Genomic DNA, 14,837 nt, shown 5'->3' with positions numbered 1-14,837 from the left:
CGGGACTCCGGTGGGCTCCGGCCCGTCCGTGGTGCCCGGCCCGTCCGTGGTGCCCGGCCCCGCCGTCCCCGGGTCCTCCGCCGTCCCCGGGTCCTCCGCCGCCTCGGGGCGGACCGCGGTCTCCGCGCAGCGCCGATACGCGCGCGCGTCCGCGCCGCTCGTGCTCGTGGCCTGCTCCGGCGGCGCCGACTCCATGGCCCTCGCCTCCGCCCTCGCCTTCGAGGCCCCCAAGCTCGGCATCCGCGCCGGGGGCGTCACCGTCGACCACGGCCTGCAGCCCGGCTCCGACCTGCGCGCCGAGGAAGTCGCCCTGCGGCTGCGCGAGTTGGGCCTGGACCCGGTCGACTCCGTCGCCGTGACCGTCGGCCGCGAAGGCGGCCCGGAAGCCGCCGCCCGCGACGCCCGCTACGCCGCCCTCGACGACGCCGCCGCCCGCCACGGTGCCGAGGCGATCCTGCTCGGCCACACCCGCGACGACCAGGCCGAGACCGTTCTGCTCGGCCTCGCCCGCGGCTCCGGCATCCGCTCCCTGTCCGGAATGGCCGCGGTCTCGGGGGCCGGCGGCCGTTACCGCCGCCCCTTCCTCCAGCTCGACCGGCAGACCGCCCGCAAGGCCTGCATGGTCCAGTCCCTGCCCGTCTGGGACGACCCCCACAACGCCGACCCCGCCTACACCCGCTCCCGGCTGCGCCACGAGGGCCTGCCCGCCCTGGAGAAGGCCCTCGGCAAGGGTGTCGTCGAGGCTCTCGCCCGCACCGCCCAGCTCTCCCGCGACGACGCCGACGCCCTCGACGCCTGGGCACGTCAGGCCGAGGCCTCCGTACGGGACGCCGCGGGTCTGCTGGAGTGCGCCAAGCTCTACGCCCTGCCGCCCGCCGTGCGCCGCCGCGTCCTGCGCCAGGCCGCCATCGAGGCCGGCGCTCCCGCGGGCTCCCTGTTCGCCCGCCACATCGAGGAAGTCGACCGGCTGATCACCGGCTGGCGCGGCCAGGGGGCCATCAACCTGCCCGGCAAAGTCGTCGCCCAGCGCCAGGGTGGCAGACTGGTGATTCGGCAAGGCTGAATCTCATCCCCATTTGTGGGGGATCCGGGTCCCTCCAGGGGCCGGGCAGCCGGTGGGACGACCGAAAGTGATGCGGGTGGACGCGAAAGACATGGGTGCCGACCTTCAGCAGGTGCTCATCACCAAGGAAGAGATCGACGCGAAGCTGGCCGAGCTGGCCGCGAAGATCGACGCGGAATACGCGGGCAAGGACCTGCTCATCGTCGGTGTCCTCAAGGGCGCGGTGATGGTCATGGCCGACCTCGCGCGGGCGTTGTCCACCCCCGTCACCATGGACTGGATGGCCGTGTCGTCGTACGGCGCGGGCACCCAGTCCTCCGGAGTGGTGCGGATCCTCAAGGACCTCGACACCGACATCAAGGGCAAGCACGTCCTGATCGTCGAGGACATCATCGACTCCGGACTGACGCTGTCCTGGCTGATCAACAACCTCGGCTCGCGCGAGCCCGAGTCCCTGAAGATCTGCACCCTGCTGCGCAAGCCGGACGCCGCCAAGGTCGCCATCGACGTCGAGTGGGTCGGCTTCGACATTCCGAACGAATTCGTCGTCGGCTACGGCCTCGACTACGCCGAGAAGTACCGGAACCTCCCGTTCGTCGGTACGCTCGCGCCCCACGTCTACGGCGGCTGACCGGTCCCCGAGGGCATCCTTGGGGCCAAGAGAGCCTTCTTTGTAGGACGATCGGGAACCCCAGCGGGTTTCGCGCCGTTGGAGCATGCAGACGGGTTGCCAGCCCGCCCGTGCGGCTTCGGGCGACAATGCTGGGGTACCGTCAGAAGAACTGTCTTATCAAACTCACTATGGCAGGAGGGACGGGGCGGCTCCGCTCCGTGTGGATGGACGTGAAGCGATACTTCCGTGGGCCGGTCATGTGGATCGTGCTGGCCGTCCTTGCCGTGGTCGTGTTGATGCAGGTCGTCGGTTCGTCCGGCGGCTACAAGACGGTGGACACAGGCCAGGTCGTCGCAGCGATCAACGACAACAAGGTGGAGTCGGCCAAGCTGACCACCGGTGACGAGCAGACCGTCAAGGTCCAGCTCAAGTCTGGCGAAAAGGTCGAGGGCAGCTCCAAGATCCAGGCGAGCTACATCGGCGACCAGGGCGTGGCCATCGCCAACACGCTGCAGACCAAATACCAGGACAAGCAGATCCCGGACGGCTACACCGTGTCGCCGTCCAAGCAGAACCCCTTCCTGGGCATCCTGCTCTCCCTGCTTCCCTTCGTCCTGATCGTGGTCGTCTTCCTGTTCCTGATGAACCAGATGCAGGGCGGCGGCTCCCGGGTCATGAACTTCGGGAAGTCCAAGGCCAAGCTCATCACCAAGGACACGCCGAAGACGACGTTCTCCGACGTCGCGGGCTGTGACGAGGCCGTCGAGGAACTCCACGAGATCAAGGAGTTCCTGCAGGAGCCGGCGAAGTTCCAGGCCGTCGGCGCCAAGATCCCCAAGGGCGTGCTGCTCTACGGCCGCCCCGGTACCGGCAAGACGCTGCTCGCGCGTGCCGTCGCCGGTGAGGCGGGGGTCCCGTTCTACTCGATCTCCGGTTCCGACTTCGTCGAGATGTTCGTCGGTGTCGGTGCCTCCCGGGTCCGTGACCTGTTCGAGCAGGCCAAGGCGAACGCCCCGGCGATCGTCTTCGTCGACGAGATCGACGCGGTCGGCCGCCACCGCGGCGCCGGCCTCGGCGGCGGTCACGACGAGCGCGAGCAGACGCTGAACCAGCTGCTCGTCGAGATGGACGGCTTCGACGTCAAGGGCGGCGTGATCCTCATCGCGGCCACCAACCGTCCGGACATCCTCGACCCGGCGCTGCTGCGCCCGGGCCGCTTCGACCGCCAGATCGCGGTCGACCCGCCGGACCTGCAGGGCCGTCTGGAGATCCTCAAGGTCCACCAGAAGGGCAAGCCGGTCGCGCCGGACGTCGACCTCGCGGCGGTCGCCCGCCGTACGCCGGGCTTCACCGGTGCGGACCTGAGCAACGTCCTCAACGAGGCGGCTCTGCTCACGGCCCGCAGCGACCGCAAGCTCATCGACAACTCGATGCTCGACGAGGCGATCGACCGTGTGGTGGCGGGCCCGCAGAAGCGGACCCGGATCATGTCGGACAAGGAGAAGAAGATCACCGCGTACCACGAGGGCGGACACGCCCTGGTCGCGGCGGCTTCCCCGAACTCCGACCCGGTCCACAAGATCACCATCCTGAGCCGCGGCCGCGCGCTCGGCTACACGATGGTGCTCCCGGACGAGGACAAGTACTCCACCACCCGCAACGAGATGCTCGACCAGCTCGCCTACATGCTGGGCGGCCGGGCGGCCGAGGAACTGGTCTTCCACGACCCGACCACGGGCGCGGCCAACGACATCGAGAAGGCCACCGCCACGGCCCGCGCGATGGTCACCCAGTACGGCATGACCGAGCGGCTGGGCGCCATCAAGTTCGGCGGTGACAACACCGAGCCGTTCCTCGGGCGTGAGATGGCTCACCAGCGCGACTACTCGGAAGAGGTCGCCGCGCTGGTGGACGAGGAAGTCAAGAAGCTCATCGAGAACGCGCACAACGAGGCCTGGGAGATCCTGGTCGAGAACCGCGACGTCCTCGATAACCTCGTCCTGCAGCTGTTGGAGAAGGAGACGCTGAACAAGGAGGAGATCGCCGAGATCTTCGCCCCCATCGTCAAGCGTCCGCCGCGGCCCGCGTGGACCGGTTCCTCGCGGCGTACGCCGTCCACCCGCCCGCCGGTGCTCTCCCCCAGGGAGCTCGCACTGACGAACGGCGCCAACGGCGCGACCCCGGCGATCTCCACCGCCAAGTCGACGGCGACGGAGCACGCTCCGGCGACCGAGGCGATCCCGGAGGACCGGCCCGAGAGCTGACCTCGCCGTTCGGCCCGCACGGACCGGAATGGCTGCACGCGCCCCCCAGGTTTTAGCCTGGGGGGCGCGGCGTTTTCAGCCAGGCCGCAGACGAGGCGCGTGACCCGCACGCGTGACCCGCACAGGAACGAGAATCCACATGACCGACCCCGTGACGCTGGACGGCGAAGGCAGCATCGGCGAGTTCGACGAGAAGCGTGCCGAGAACGCCGTCCGTGAGCTGCTGATCGCGGTCGGGGAGGACCCGGACCGGGAGGGCCTGAAGGAGACGCCGGCGCGGGTCGCGCGGGCGTACAGGGAGATCTTCGCGGGGCTGTGGCAGAAGCCCGAGGACGTGCTGACGACGACGTTCGACCTGGGGCACGACGAGATGGTCCTGGTGAAGGACATCGAGGTGCTCAGCTCCTGCGAGCACCACCTCGTGCCGTTCGTCGGCGTCGCCCACGTCGGGTACATCCCGTCGGCGGACGGCAAGATCACGGGGCTGTCGAAGCTGGCCCGGCTCGTGGACGTCTACGCCCGCCGTCCGCAGGTGCAGGAACGCCTCACCACGCAGATCGCCGACTCGCTGATGAAGATCCTGGAGCCGCGCGGGGTGATCGTGGTCGTCGAGTGCGAGCACATGTGCATGTCCATGCGCGGGGTCCGCAAGCCGGGCGCCAAGACCATAACGTCGGCCGTGCGCGGGCAGCTGCGCGATCCCGCCACCCGCAACGAGGCGATGAGCCTCATCATGGCCAAGTAGGGCCCGCCGGGGCCCCGGTGTCCCGACCCTCAGGCCGGGGACGCCGCGCCGTTGTCGTTCTCGTCGTCGTCCGGGAGCTTGCAGACGCGCTCCAGGAAGATGGCCGCCGCTATGACCGCGATGCCCGCCACGACCGAGAAGCCGGCGTAGATGGCCTGGTCGCGGCGGGCCGGGATGTCCAGGAGTTCCAGCAGGAAGACACCGGTGCCGCCGTACATCCCGGCGACGAGGGCCGCGACGAGCGCGCTGGCCTGGCCGAAGACGACCGCGCGGGCCGCCATCAGGGGGTCGACGCCCTTGGCCTCGGGACGGCGCTCGCGCTGGGCCTTGAGACGGCCGCGGATCGAGAGCGCCGTGGCCGTCAGGACGACGGCGATCAGGGCGAGGACGATGGGGGCGGCCAGGGGGACGCTGGGGAGCGTCCCGATCGAGTTCCAGAGGCGGGCGCCCGCCCAGGACAGGATCCCGGCCACGACGAACACGCCGGCCAGCACCCTGATGCGCAGCTCTCTCACGGTGTCCCTTCAGCTCCCCCGGTTGACGGGCCCGACCCGTGGACCGTGGTTGTCCCGCGCCCGCGGACGGTGGTCGTCCCGGCGTTGTCGTCTTGACCTTAACGACTACTCGGGCAGGTGGAGTTCCAGGTCCTCGCGGGGTTCCACGCCGTGCCGGGTGACGGCGCCGAGGAGGCCGGCCACCGGGCCGCGGCCGGGCAGCTGGGCCTCGGGGTCGACGTCGTGCCAGGGGGCGAGGACGAAGGCGCGTTCATGGGCGCGGGGGTGCGGAAGGGTCAGCAGCGGGTCGTCGGAGAGGACACCGTCGTAGGCGACGATGTCGACGTCGAGCGTGCGGGCGCCCCAGCGCTCCTCCCGGACGCGGTGGAAGGCCTCCTCGACCGCGTGCGCCCGCTCCAGGAGCGAGGAGGGGGGCAGGGTCGTCTTCACCAGGACCACCGCGTTGAAGTACGAGGGCTGGCTGCCCGGCTCGACGCCCCACGGCTCCGTCTCGTACACCGGCGACACGGCCTTGACCCGGACGCCCGGGGTGTCCTCCAGGGCGTCGATGGCGCCCTGGAGGGTCTCCAGGCGGTTGCCGAGGTTGGAGCCGAGGGAGATCACGGCCCGTTTCGGGTTGTGCAGGGTGGTGTCGGCGGCGTCCACCTGCTGCACGACGGAGGCGGGCACCGGCTGTACGGTCGGGTCGCTGTGCCCCTCGGTGGAGAACGCGGTCATACTCGGCTCCGGGTGATGGTGACGGTCACGTCGTCGAAGGGGACCGTGATCGGCGCGTCCGGCTTGTGGACGCGTACTTCGACCTCCTGGACCCCGTCGTGCTTCAGACAGGCCTGGGCGATGCGCTCGGCGAGCGTCTCGATGAGGTTGACGGGCTCGCCCTCGACGACGGCCACGACCTCCTCCGCCACGATGCCGTAGTGCACGGTCTTCGCCAGGTCGTCGTCGGCCGCGGCCGGCCGGGTGTCCAGCCCGAGGACGAGGTCCACGATGAAGGTCTGGCCCTCCTCGCGCTCCTTGGGGAACACACCGTGGTGCCCGCGGGCCTTCAGGCCGCGCAGCGCGACACGATCCACGCGAATCACTCCTGCAGTCGTCGGTGACGGCCGGTCACTGCCGTGTGCGGGCGGCACACCGGCCTCGAACGAATCTACCCGCGGGCACTGACAGGCACCGGCCACGGGGGCGCGGGCCGATGCCGGGACCAGGAGCTTTCATCGTGTGTTTCCCCTGGGGGACCCGGCGGCTCACGGGTTGGTAGCCGCCCCTACCCAGCACGCCGTGATTCCAACCACTTCTTGCTCCCGGCGGGTGCCGACGTGACCCGTGAGGGTGCGAGCGGGGCGAGGGGGGGTCTCCTCGGAGGTCCGCCTACCCCGTCAGGACGGGGTGTCCTCGTCCTCGCCCTCCTCGTTTTCGGACAGAACCGGGGAGGCGTGGTGCGACCACATCTTCCAGCCGTCGGGTGTGCGGCGGAACACGTTGGTGGCGACCACCAGCTGGCCGACGAGCGGGCCGAGCTCCTCGCCGCCCTCCGGCGCGGGGCCGCCGCTGAGGATGTTCTCGGTGCAGGTGACCAGGGCGGTGTCGCCGGTGACGGAGACGTGCACGTCGGTGAGGAAGAACTGGATGTAGTCGGTGTTCGCCATGATCAGCGCGTACGACCGCAGGACCTCACCGCGGCCGGTCAGCACGGGCCAGCCGGGGTGCACGCAGGAGACCACGCCGGCGTCCGCCGGGTCGTGGTACTCCTCGTCGATGCCCAGGTCGGCGGGGGTGAGCCAGAGGGAGGACAGTTCCTCGAAGTCGCCGCGCTCCAGTGCCTCGTAGAAGGCGGTGTTGGCGGCCTCGACCTGCTCGACGTCGGTGTGGGGGGCGCTCACCGGGCTCCTTCTGCGCCGGGGGCGGTCGCGCGGGGCGCGTGCTCGGTGGTGCGCGCCTCCTCCACGGCGCGCGCGACCCGTACCGCGTCCGCGGTGGCGCGCACCTCGTGCACGCGCACCGCCCACGCGCCGGCGTGCGCGGCGAGCGCGGAGACGGCGGCCGTCGCGGCGTCGCGCTCGCGCGCGGGCGGCGGCGCGCCCTGCGGCCCCGCGAGGACGCGTCCGAGGAACCGCTTGCGGGAGGCGGCGACGAGGAGCGGGTGGCCGAGGACGAGCAGACGGTCGAGGTGGGCCAGGAGCGAGAGGTCGTGCTCGGCGTCCTTGGAGAAGCCCAGGCCGGGGTCGACGACGACGCGGTCGGGGGCGATGCCGCCGGCCAGGACGGCCTCCACGCGCGCGCGGAGTTCGTCGACGACCTCGGTGACGACGTCGTCGTACACGCCCTTGACGTTGCCGCCCTCCAGGAAGCCGCGCCAGTGCATGACGACGAAGGGGGCGCCGGAGGCGGCGACGACGGGGATCATCGCGGGGTCCGCGAGGCCACCGCTGACGTCGTTGACGAGGCGGGCGCCGGCGGCGAGGGCGCGCTCGGCGACGGACGCGCGCACGGTGTCGACGGAGACGGTGACGCCCTCGGAGGCGAGACCGCGCACCACGGGGATGACGCGCTTGAGTTCCTCGGCCTCGTCGACGCGGGTGGCGCCCGGGCGGGTGGACTCGCCGCCGACGTCGACCAGGTCCGCGCCCTCGGCGACCAGCTCGAGTCCGTGTTTGACGGCGGCCGTGGTGTCGAAGAAGCGGCCGCCGTCGGAGAAGGAATCGGGGGTGACGTTCACGACTCCCATGACCGCGCAGCGGTCCCACTCGGGAAGGCCCGCGACGCGCCCGCGTCCGCTCTGCTTGCTCATACGTTCAGCGTAGGCCCCGGACCGGGGCGTACGACGCCACGGTCCGCCGCGGAACACGACGGCCCGGACGCGAGCCCCCGGGCTGGAGGGGAGGGACTCGCGTCCGGGCCTGTCCTTCGCGGCGTGCGGCCGGTCCGGTCGTCCCGTCCGGCCGGCGGCTCACGCCGCGCGCTCGTGCCCCCTCACGCGGCGCGTACGTCGCGCTCCGCGACGGAGTGGGCGCACACGCGCGGCGCGGACCTGCGGCGGCGCAGGAAGCGCGGCAGCGGCAGGGCGAGGTTGACGAAGCCCTCCGCCTGCATGGCGGCGAAGCCGATCCGGGGCAGGTCCGCCGAGGCGCGGTAGACCACGAAGCGGGGCTCCCAGCGGGGCTGGAACTTCGCGTTGAACTTGTACAGCGACTCGATCTGGAACCAGCGCGAGAGGAAGACCAGCAGCCCGCGCCAGGCGCGCAGCACCGGGCCCGCGCCGATCTTCTCGCCGCGGGCGAGGGCCGAGCGGAACATCGCGAAGTTCAGCGACACGCGCGTGATGCCGAACTTCGGGGCCGCCTGGAGGGCGGCGACGATGAGGAGTTCGTTCATGCCGGGGTCGGCCGAGCGGTCGCGGCGCATCAGGTCCAGCGAGGCGCCGTCCTCGCCCCAGGGGACGAAGTGCAGGATCGCCTTCAGGTCGCCGTACTCGCCCGGCTCGTCGTCGGCCTTGTGGGCGGTGGCGATCAGGCAGTCGCCGTCGGAGGCGTCGCCGATCCGGCCCAGGGCCATGGAGAAGCCGCGCTCGGTGTCGGTGCCGCGCCAGTCCTCGGCCGCCTGCCGGATACGCGCCAACTCGGTGTCGCCGAGGTCACGTACACGTCGTACCCGGGTTTCGTAACCGGCGCGCTCGATGCGCTTGACCATCTGCCGCACGTTGCGCATCGCGCGGCCGGCGAGGGAGAAATCCGCGACGTCCACCACCGCCTCGTCGCCCAGTTCCAGGGCGTCGAGACCGGTCTCGCGGGTCCACACCTCGCCGCCCGTCTCCGAGCAGCCCATGACGGCGGGCGTCCAGGAGTGGGCCTTGGCCTCGTCCATGAAGCGCTCGATGGCGCCCGGCCAGGCCTCGACGTCGCCGATGGGGTCGCCGCTGGCGAGCATCACGCCGGAGACGACGCGGTACGTCACCGCCGCCTTGCCGCTGGGCGAGAAGACGACCGCCTTGTCGCGCCGCAGGGCGAAGTGGCCGAGGGAGTCGCGCCGGCCGTGCTTCTCCAGCAGTCCGCGCAGCAGCGCCTCGTCCTGCGGGGTCAGCCGGGCCGCCGGGTGCTCGGGGCGGAACGCCAGGTAGATCGTCGTCACCGCGGTGAGCAGGCCCAGGGCGCCCAGGGAGAAGCCGACGGTCCAGGAGGTGTTGCCCTGGTAGTCGACCGGGCCCTCGAAGCCGAAGAGGCCGTAGAGGACGTGCGTAATGCGATCGGCCAGGCTCGGGTCGCCGACCATGCGATTCGGGTGGACGCTGACGATGATCAACCCGAGAACGAGGGATCCGGCGCCCATGAGGACGAAGTTGGCGAGCGCGCGCCACCGGCTGCGCGGGTCGGGCAGCGCGCTGAACTGGTCGCGGTGGCGCAGCAGCGGCGCGAGCAGCGCCAGCGAGATGACCACCCCGATCAGGGAGTGGCGGTACGTGAACTGCGCGACGGCGCCCGCCGGCAGCAGCGCCACCGCGGCCCGCCAGGCGCGCCGCTTGCCCCGCCTGAGTCCGTGCGCGAGCAGCAGCAACAGCACGCCGGCGCTGAGCGAGAGCGCGGCCGCGAACGGCCCGAACGCTCCGGGCAGCACCTCGGCGATGGTGTGCATACGGCTGTGCCGGAAGCGCGGGAAGACGCCCGCGGCGATGTCCAGGACGCCCACGAGCGCGCAGGCCCGGGCGACGAGGACGGGGACGGCCTCGGGGCGCGGACCTCGCAGTACGCGCCGAGCGTTGCGTGATCGAGAGGGAACCCCGCCCGACATTTCCTCATCTGTCCTGACAGACATCGCATCCCGTAGTTCTGCGAGAGACCTTGAATCCGGTGCCGATCGGGGCATCCGGCGACATTGCGCCCTCTAGGACGGTGTCTCGGGGAGCAAGGTTCCAGCGTCTCCCCAAAGCCGGTCCAAAGGCCGAGGAAAGTCCCGGACAAGCCCTTGCGAAGGCGTGGGGGAGCCGGTTGAGAACCGCAGGCAGGAAGCAGGTCATGGGTCTTACGAGCAACAAAGTGCTGTGTCTGGCGGTCGCGTTCGCCGTGCTGCTGTTCGTCGGCACGGTGTGGCTGTGGCCGCGTCTGGCGCGGCGGCACTGGCGGGCCGTCGGCGGGCGGGTGGGTCTGCTGCTCGGCACCCAGTTGGCCCTCTTCGCCTCCCTGGGCCTCGCCGCCAACCAGACCTTCGGGTTCTACGCCAGCTGGGCGGACCTGTTCGGTCAGGAGAAGGACCAGGGCGTGGTGGTCAACCACACGGCGCTCGGCGGCTCGGGCGGCCCGCTGGAGGTGATCGACACATCGAACGTGCGGGGAGCCGGCGGAGCCCCGCCGCAGTCCGGCGGGCAGATCCAGAAGGTCGACATCGTCGGCCGCCGCACCCACATCGCCACGCCCGCGTACGTGTATCTGCCGCCGGAGTACTTCCAGCCGCGCTACCGCACCCGGACCTTTCCCGCGACCGTCGTTCTCACCGGATATCCGGGTACGGCGCAGGCGCTCGTGGACAAACTGCGCTATCCGAGCACGGCGGAGGCGCTCGCGAAGAACGGGCGTATGCAGCCGATGATCCTGGTGATGCTGCGGCCGACGGTCGCGCCGCCGCGGGACACCGAGTGCGTGGACATCCCGGGCGGCCCGCAGACGGAGACGTTTTTCGCCAAGGATCTTCCCGACGCCGTAATCGCGCACTACAGGGTGGGCAGAAAACCGGCAGGCTGGGGGATCATCGGCGACTCCACGGGCGGCTACTGCGCACTGAAACTCGCCATGCACCATCCCGGGTCCTATGCCGCCGCAGCCGGGCTGTCGCCGTACTACAAGGCGCCCCTGGACCCCACTACGGGCGATCTCTTCCAGGGTGACAGGAATCTGCGGGACCGGGCGGATCTGTGGTGGTGCCTCAAGCACCTGCCCGCCCCCGACACTTCACTGCTCGTCACCAGCAGCCGGATCGGGGAACACAACTACAAGGACACCCTGAAGTTCATTTCGCGCGTGCAGGCGACCCGGTTGACGCGGATCTCGTCGATCATCCTCGACAGCGGAGGTCACAACTTCAACACGTGGCGGCGCGAGATTCCGGCGACACTGCAGTGGATCAGTGGCCGGCTGAGCGACCGGTGACAGGGGATTCGGCGGGTTCGGCAGAGGATGATCTTGCCGAATTTGCGGGAGCCATTTCCTGATGCCCTGTGAACGTTTCGTTATGGCTGTGTTTTTGCGGGGCGGGGCGCCATGGGTCGCCTACGCGCGGTAAGTTTCTGGCCATGCCACGTGGACGTCACCGCCATTCCCCGCCTCTGCACAGGCTGTTGCCGCCGTCGGCGATAGCAGGCGTCTCCCTTGTCTGCGCCTTCGGCCCCTGGGTCTTCTCCTCCGCGGCCGCGCTCCGGGTCGTCGCCGCGTTCGCCGCCGCCACCGCCGTCGTGGGCGCGGCCGTCATGCGCCGCTGGGACGCGCAGGCCGGCAAACAGGTGGCCGACCTCACGCGCGCGCGTGCGAGCGACGAGTGGCGGCACGAGGAGCGGGTCGCCGAGCTGGAGGCCGACCTCGACGAGTCGCGCGAGCTGCGCACCAAGCTGGAGCAGCGGCTGCGGGCCAAGCGGGCGGAACTGGCGGGCCTGCGCAACGAACACGCGGCCCTGCTGCGGCGGTACGCCACGGCGGAGACCGAGCGGGCGAGCGCCCTGGAGGGCCGCCGGCTGCTCGAGATAGAGGCGGGGGATCCCACCCCCTCGCGCGCGTTGCCGCCGGTGCCGGCCCAGGAGGCGGAGCCCGCGACGGACGCCGAGGCTGTGGCTGCCTCGCCGGCCGACGACGAGACGGCGGCCGACGCGGACGACAGGACCGAGGCTCCCGCCGTCTTCTCGCCCGAGGGGTCGCAGCTGTTCCTTCGGGCGAAGGCGGCGCTGGAGAAGTTCGACGAGGACGTCGAGGAAGACGTCGAGGATGACGTCGAAGAGGGTGCCGGAGACGACGCCGAGGAGCGCTTCGAGGAGGACGGCGACGGTTCTCCGGAGGGCGACGACGGTGTGAACGGCGAGAGCGTGGAGAGCGGCGCGCAGGACGGCACCGGTCCTGAGGACGACGGCTCCCCGAAGGGCGCCGGCCCCGGCAAGGGTGACGGGCCGGGGAAGGGTGACGGTCCGGGGAGGACCGGGTCCGCGAAGGGCGGCCCGGTGCGGGCGACCGCCGGTTCCCAGGCCCCCACGGCCGAGACCGCCGCGAAGGGTGCCGCGGAGCCGGTCGCCACGGTGACCGGGGCCGCCGAGGACGACACGGAGGCCGCGGCGCGGGAGGACGAGGCGCAGGGGCAGCCCGAGGCGGTCGACGAGCACGAGCGCGCGGCCGCCACCACTTCGGCCCGGACGCCCGTGCCGTCCGCGCAGCCCGTGCAGCAGCCCTCCGGGCACTTCGTCGAGCCGACCGCGGTGGCCGTCGTGCCGGCCGCGCCCGTGCGGCGCCCGTCGGTCGAGGGCGGCTTCGACTTCTTCGGCACCAAGACCGAGCCCTCGCCCGGCGACCTGGAGTCCGTGCAGAACGAGGACCTCGCCGACGTGGTCGGCCAGGAGGCGCTCGCTCTCCACAAGGCCGAGGCCGAGGCGGACTTCAAGCCCGCCGACGAGGAGGCGCGCGGTGTCGGCCAGGTGATCGACCTGACGGCGCACGACGAGACGGAACAGATCGACCTGCAGGGGCTGCGGGGCGTACGGAGCGCGGTCTCCTAGCCGGTCGGGCCTCGCGGTGGTGAACCGGGCGAGGCCGCCCCGACGGGGTCAGGCCATCCACCGGTCCGGCGGGGCGTCGCGGCGTCCCGTCCGTGACCGCTCCGCCTGCGCCCGCAGCAGCTCCTGCGCCTCCTGGGCGTCCCTCAGCCGGGCCGTGACGGTCTTGTCGGCCCCCGTGTCCACGTGCACGTCGGCGAGCCGCCACAGCCCCTTCCAGGGTCCTTGCGTCAGCCGCACGCTCTGCACCTTCGCGTGTGGAACGAGGGTCAGGCGCCGTCGCAGCAGGCCGTGCCGGGCGGCGAACACCGCCTCGGTGACGGCGAGTCCGTACCCGCGCCACCACACCGGCACACACCGCCAGGCCCGGCGCGGAGGCCGGGAGAGCGCCGCGGCCTCCGGCACGCTCACGTCGGGCAGCACGCGCGCGACGACGGCCTCCGCGAGCTCGCGCGGAGCGACCGGCACGAGCACGGAGTTGGACGACCCGGCCACGTCCAGCTCCACCCGGACCCAGCCGCGCCGCCGCCACAGCAGCGGCTCCACGATCCGCACGGCCTGCACCCGCCCGGGCGGCACCGTCTCGTGCGTACGGTCCAGCAGCCCGTGGTCGATGCGCAGCCCGTCCGGCGACTCGCCCACCGTCCAGTCGTACTCGCCGACGAAGCGCCCCACGCTGCTCGTGGCCGCCGCGCCGAGCAGGGGTACGCCGGTCGCCAGGACCGTCCACACGCTGTGGGTGGCCAGCCACAGCACGGGCGGTACGACGAGGGCGGCGGCGAGGGCGCCCCAGGTGGAGCCCGTCAGCACGAGGGAGATCGCGAGCTGGAACGGGGGCGTGCGCAGCAGCTCGCGCGCCGGCGCTTCTCCGACTTCGTGCGCCGTCTCGGGCGCGAAACCGGCGGCGCGCGCCAGGAGTTCCGCGCGGAGCGCACGCGCCTCGCGCTCCCCGAGAAAGGCTAGTTCGTCCTTCTTGTCCGCCCCTATGACGTCGAGTTTCAGCTTCGCGACGCCCGCCACGCGCGCGAGAAGCGGCTGGGTGACGTCGATCGCCTGGACCCGCTCGAGCCGGATGTGCGCGGTGCGCCGGAACAACAGCCCGGTGCGGATGCGCAGTTCGCTCTCCGTCACGGCGAAGTGTGTGAACCACCAGCTGAGGAAGCCGTACAGGGCGGCCACCGGCACGAGGACGGCGAGCCCGATCAGCAGGGCGGTGGTCGTCAGCCGGGTCAGCTGGCGCTGCGCCTGGTCGGGGTCGTGCAGGGCCCACCCGATGACCACGGCGACCGGCGCCCACGCCCGCCTGAGGGGCGTCACGGGATGCAGCCGCCGCTCGGCGACCGGATTCCCCTTCAGTACGGCGTCGTCGACGCCCTGCGCGGTCACAGGCCCGCCGATCGGGCCTCGCCGAGTTCGGTGAGCCGGTCGCGCAGGCGTTCCGCCTCGGCCGGGTCCAGGCCCGGGATGGTGGCGTCGGTCGCCGCGGCCGCCGTGTGCAGCTGCACGCTGGCCAGCCCGAAGTGCCGCTCGACCGGCCCGGAGGTCACCTCCACCAGCTGCATGCGCCCGTACGGCACGACCGTCTCCTCGCGCCACAGCACGCCCCGGCTGATCAGCAGGTCGTCGGCGCGTTCGGCGTACCGCCAGGAGCGCCAGTTGCGGCCGAGCAGCACCCAGCCCCAGGCCGCCAGCGCGAGCGGCAGCAGGGCGAAGGCCGCCCAGGCCGGCCCGGCGAACAGGCCGAGCAGCACCCCCAGGGCGAGGGCGAGCAGCCCCAGCCACACCACGAGCAGCAGCCGTCGCATGCGCAGCAGCCCGGGCGGCAGTCCGCGCCACACCGGCTCCGTCGTACCGTCCCCCCGCGCGCCCGTGTCCTGCGGGCTCCCCGTTTCCATACGGCCA

At 71.7% G+C, this 14,837-nt stretch carries 14 protein-coding genes; 6 read left to right on the top strand and 8 right to left on the bottom strand.

The window, feature by feature from the left end; translation table 11 throughout:
• Positions 1-46: 46 nt before the first annotated feature.
• From tilS to folE, 4 genes are all read left to right on the top strand, one after another.
• Positions 47-1,063, top strand: coding sequence for a tRNA lysidine(34) synthetase TilS (gene tilS, locus M8J74_RS27385; protein WP_372500282.1), 1,017 nt, complete (start codon positions 47-49; stop codon positions 1,061-1,063).
• 91 nt (positions 1,064-1,154) lie between these two features.
• Positions 1,155-1,694 carry a hypoxanthine phosphoribosyltransferase gene (hpt, locus tag M8J74_RS27380; protein ID WP_239015224.1) on the top strand — a complete coding sequence of 180 codons (540 nt, stop codon included), beginning with the start codon at positions 1,155-1,157 and terminating at the stop codon, positions 1,692-1,694.
• A gap of 206 nt (positions 1,695-1,900) precedes the next feature.
• Complete coding sequence (gene ftsH, locus M8J74_RS27375; RefSeq protein ID WP_249838992.1) at positions 1,901-3,940, top strand: ATP-dependent zinc metalloprotease FtsH; 2,040 nt, start codon at positions 1,901-1,903, stop codon at positions 3,938-3,940.
• Between the two features lie 139 nt (positions 3,941-4,079).
• Positions 4,080-4,685 carry a GTP cyclohydrolase I FolE gene (gene folE / locus M8J74_RS27370; protein WP_200699825.1) on the top strand — a complete coding sequence of 202 codons (606 nt, stop codon included), beginning with the start codon at positions 4,080-4,082 and terminating at the stop codon, positions 4,683-4,685.
• 29 nt (positions 4,686-4,714) lie between these two features.
• On the opposite strand, the gene M8J74_RS27365 is transcribed toward folE, so the two are convergent.
• The 6 genes from M8J74_RS27365 to M8J74_RS27340 all read right to left on the bottom strand — a co-directional run bounded on the left by M8J74_RS27365 (position 4,715) and on the right by M8J74_RS27340 (position 9,982).
• Positions 4,715-5,200 (bottom strand): DUF3180 domain-containing protein, encoded by a 486-nt coding sequence (locus M8J74_RS27365; protein WP_058924024.1) that lies wholly within the window; start codon positions 5,198-5,200, stop codon positions 4,715-4,717.
• Between the two features lie 105 nt (positions 5,201-5,305).
• Positions 5,306-5,917 (bottom strand): 2-amino-4-hydroxy-6-hydroxymethyldihydropteridine diphosphokinase, encoded by a 612-nt coding sequence (gene folK, locus M8J74_RS27360; RefSeq protein WP_249838991.1) that lies wholly within the window; start codon positions 5,915-5,917, stop codon positions 5,306-5,308.
• Positions 5,914-6,273: a dihydroneopterin aldolase gene (gene folB / locus M8J74_RS27355; RefSeq protein WP_058924022.1), complete on the bottom strand. Its 360-nt coding sequence runs from the start codon at positions 6,271-6,273 to the stop codon at positions 5,914-5,916. Before folB ends, folK begins: the two co-directional genes overlap by 4 nt.
• A 303-nt stretch (positions 6,274-6,576) precedes the next feature.
• Positions 6,577-7,080, bottom strand: a complete 504-nt coding sequence (locus tag M8J74_RS27350) for a nuclear transport factor 2 family protein (RefSeq protein WP_058924021.1) — start codon at positions 7,078-7,080, stop codon at positions 6,577-6,579.
• Positions 7,077-7,988 carry a dihydropteroate synthase gene (gene folP, locus M8J74_RS27345; protein ID WP_249838990.1) on the bottom strand — a complete coding sequence of 304 codons (912 nt, stop codon included), beginning with the start codon at positions 7,986-7,988 and terminating at the stop codon, positions 7,077-7,079. Before folP ends, M8J74_RS27350 begins: the two co-directional genes overlap by 4 nt.
• Positions 7,989-8,170: 182 nt before the next feature.
• A complete protein-coding gene (locus M8J74_RS27340; RefSeq protein ID WP_249838989.1) occupies positions 8,171-9,982 on the bottom strand; it encodes a phosphatidylglycerol lysyltransferase domain-containing protein in 1,812 nt (603 codons plus the stop codon).
• A gap of 224 nt (positions 9,983-10,206) precedes the next feature.
• On the opposite strand from M8J74_RS27340, the gene M8J74_RS27335 reads away from it, so the two are divergent.
• Positions 10,207-11,334 (top strand): alpha/beta hydrolase, encoded by a 1,128-nt coding sequence (locus M8J74_RS27335; protein WP_249838988.1) that lies wholly within the window; start codon positions 10,207-10,209, stop codon positions 11,332-11,334.
• A gap of 143 nt (positions 11,335-11,477) precedes the next feature.
• The gene (locus tag M8J74_RS27330) at positions 11,478-12,938 is read left to right on the top strand and encodes a hypothetical protein (RefSeq protein ID WP_249838987.1); all 1,461 of its coding nucleotides are present in this window, start codon (positions 11,478-11,480) and stop codon (positions 12,936-12,938) included.
• Positions 12,939-12,986: 48 nt separating this feature from the next.
• On the opposite strand, the gene M8J74_RS27325 is transcribed toward M8J74_RS27330, so the two are convergent.
• Positions 12,987-14,321, bottom strand: coding sequence for a PH domain-containing protein (locus M8J74_RS27325; RefSeq protein WP_249838986.1), 1,335 nt, complete (start codon positions 14,319-14,321; stop codon positions 12,987-12,989).
• Complete coding sequence (locus tag M8J74_RS27320) at positions 14,318-14,830, bottom strand: PH domain-containing protein (RefSeq protein WP_249838985.1); 513 nt, start codon at positions 14,828-14,830, stop codon at positions 14,318-14,320. The genes M8J74_RS27325 and M8J74_RS27320 overlap by 4 nt, the downstream gene beginning before the upstream one ends.
• Between the last annotated feature and the right edge of the window lie 7 nt (positions 14,831-14,837).

Source organism: Streptomyces panaciradicis, assembly GCF_023516615.1.
Lineage (GTDB): Bacteria > Actinomycetota > Actinomycetes > Streptomycetales > Streptomycetaceae > Streptomyces > Streptomyces panaciradicis.
The sequence above is the reverse complement of the archived record's forward strand: the minus strand, read 5'-3'. Positions and strand labels throughout refer to the sequence as shown.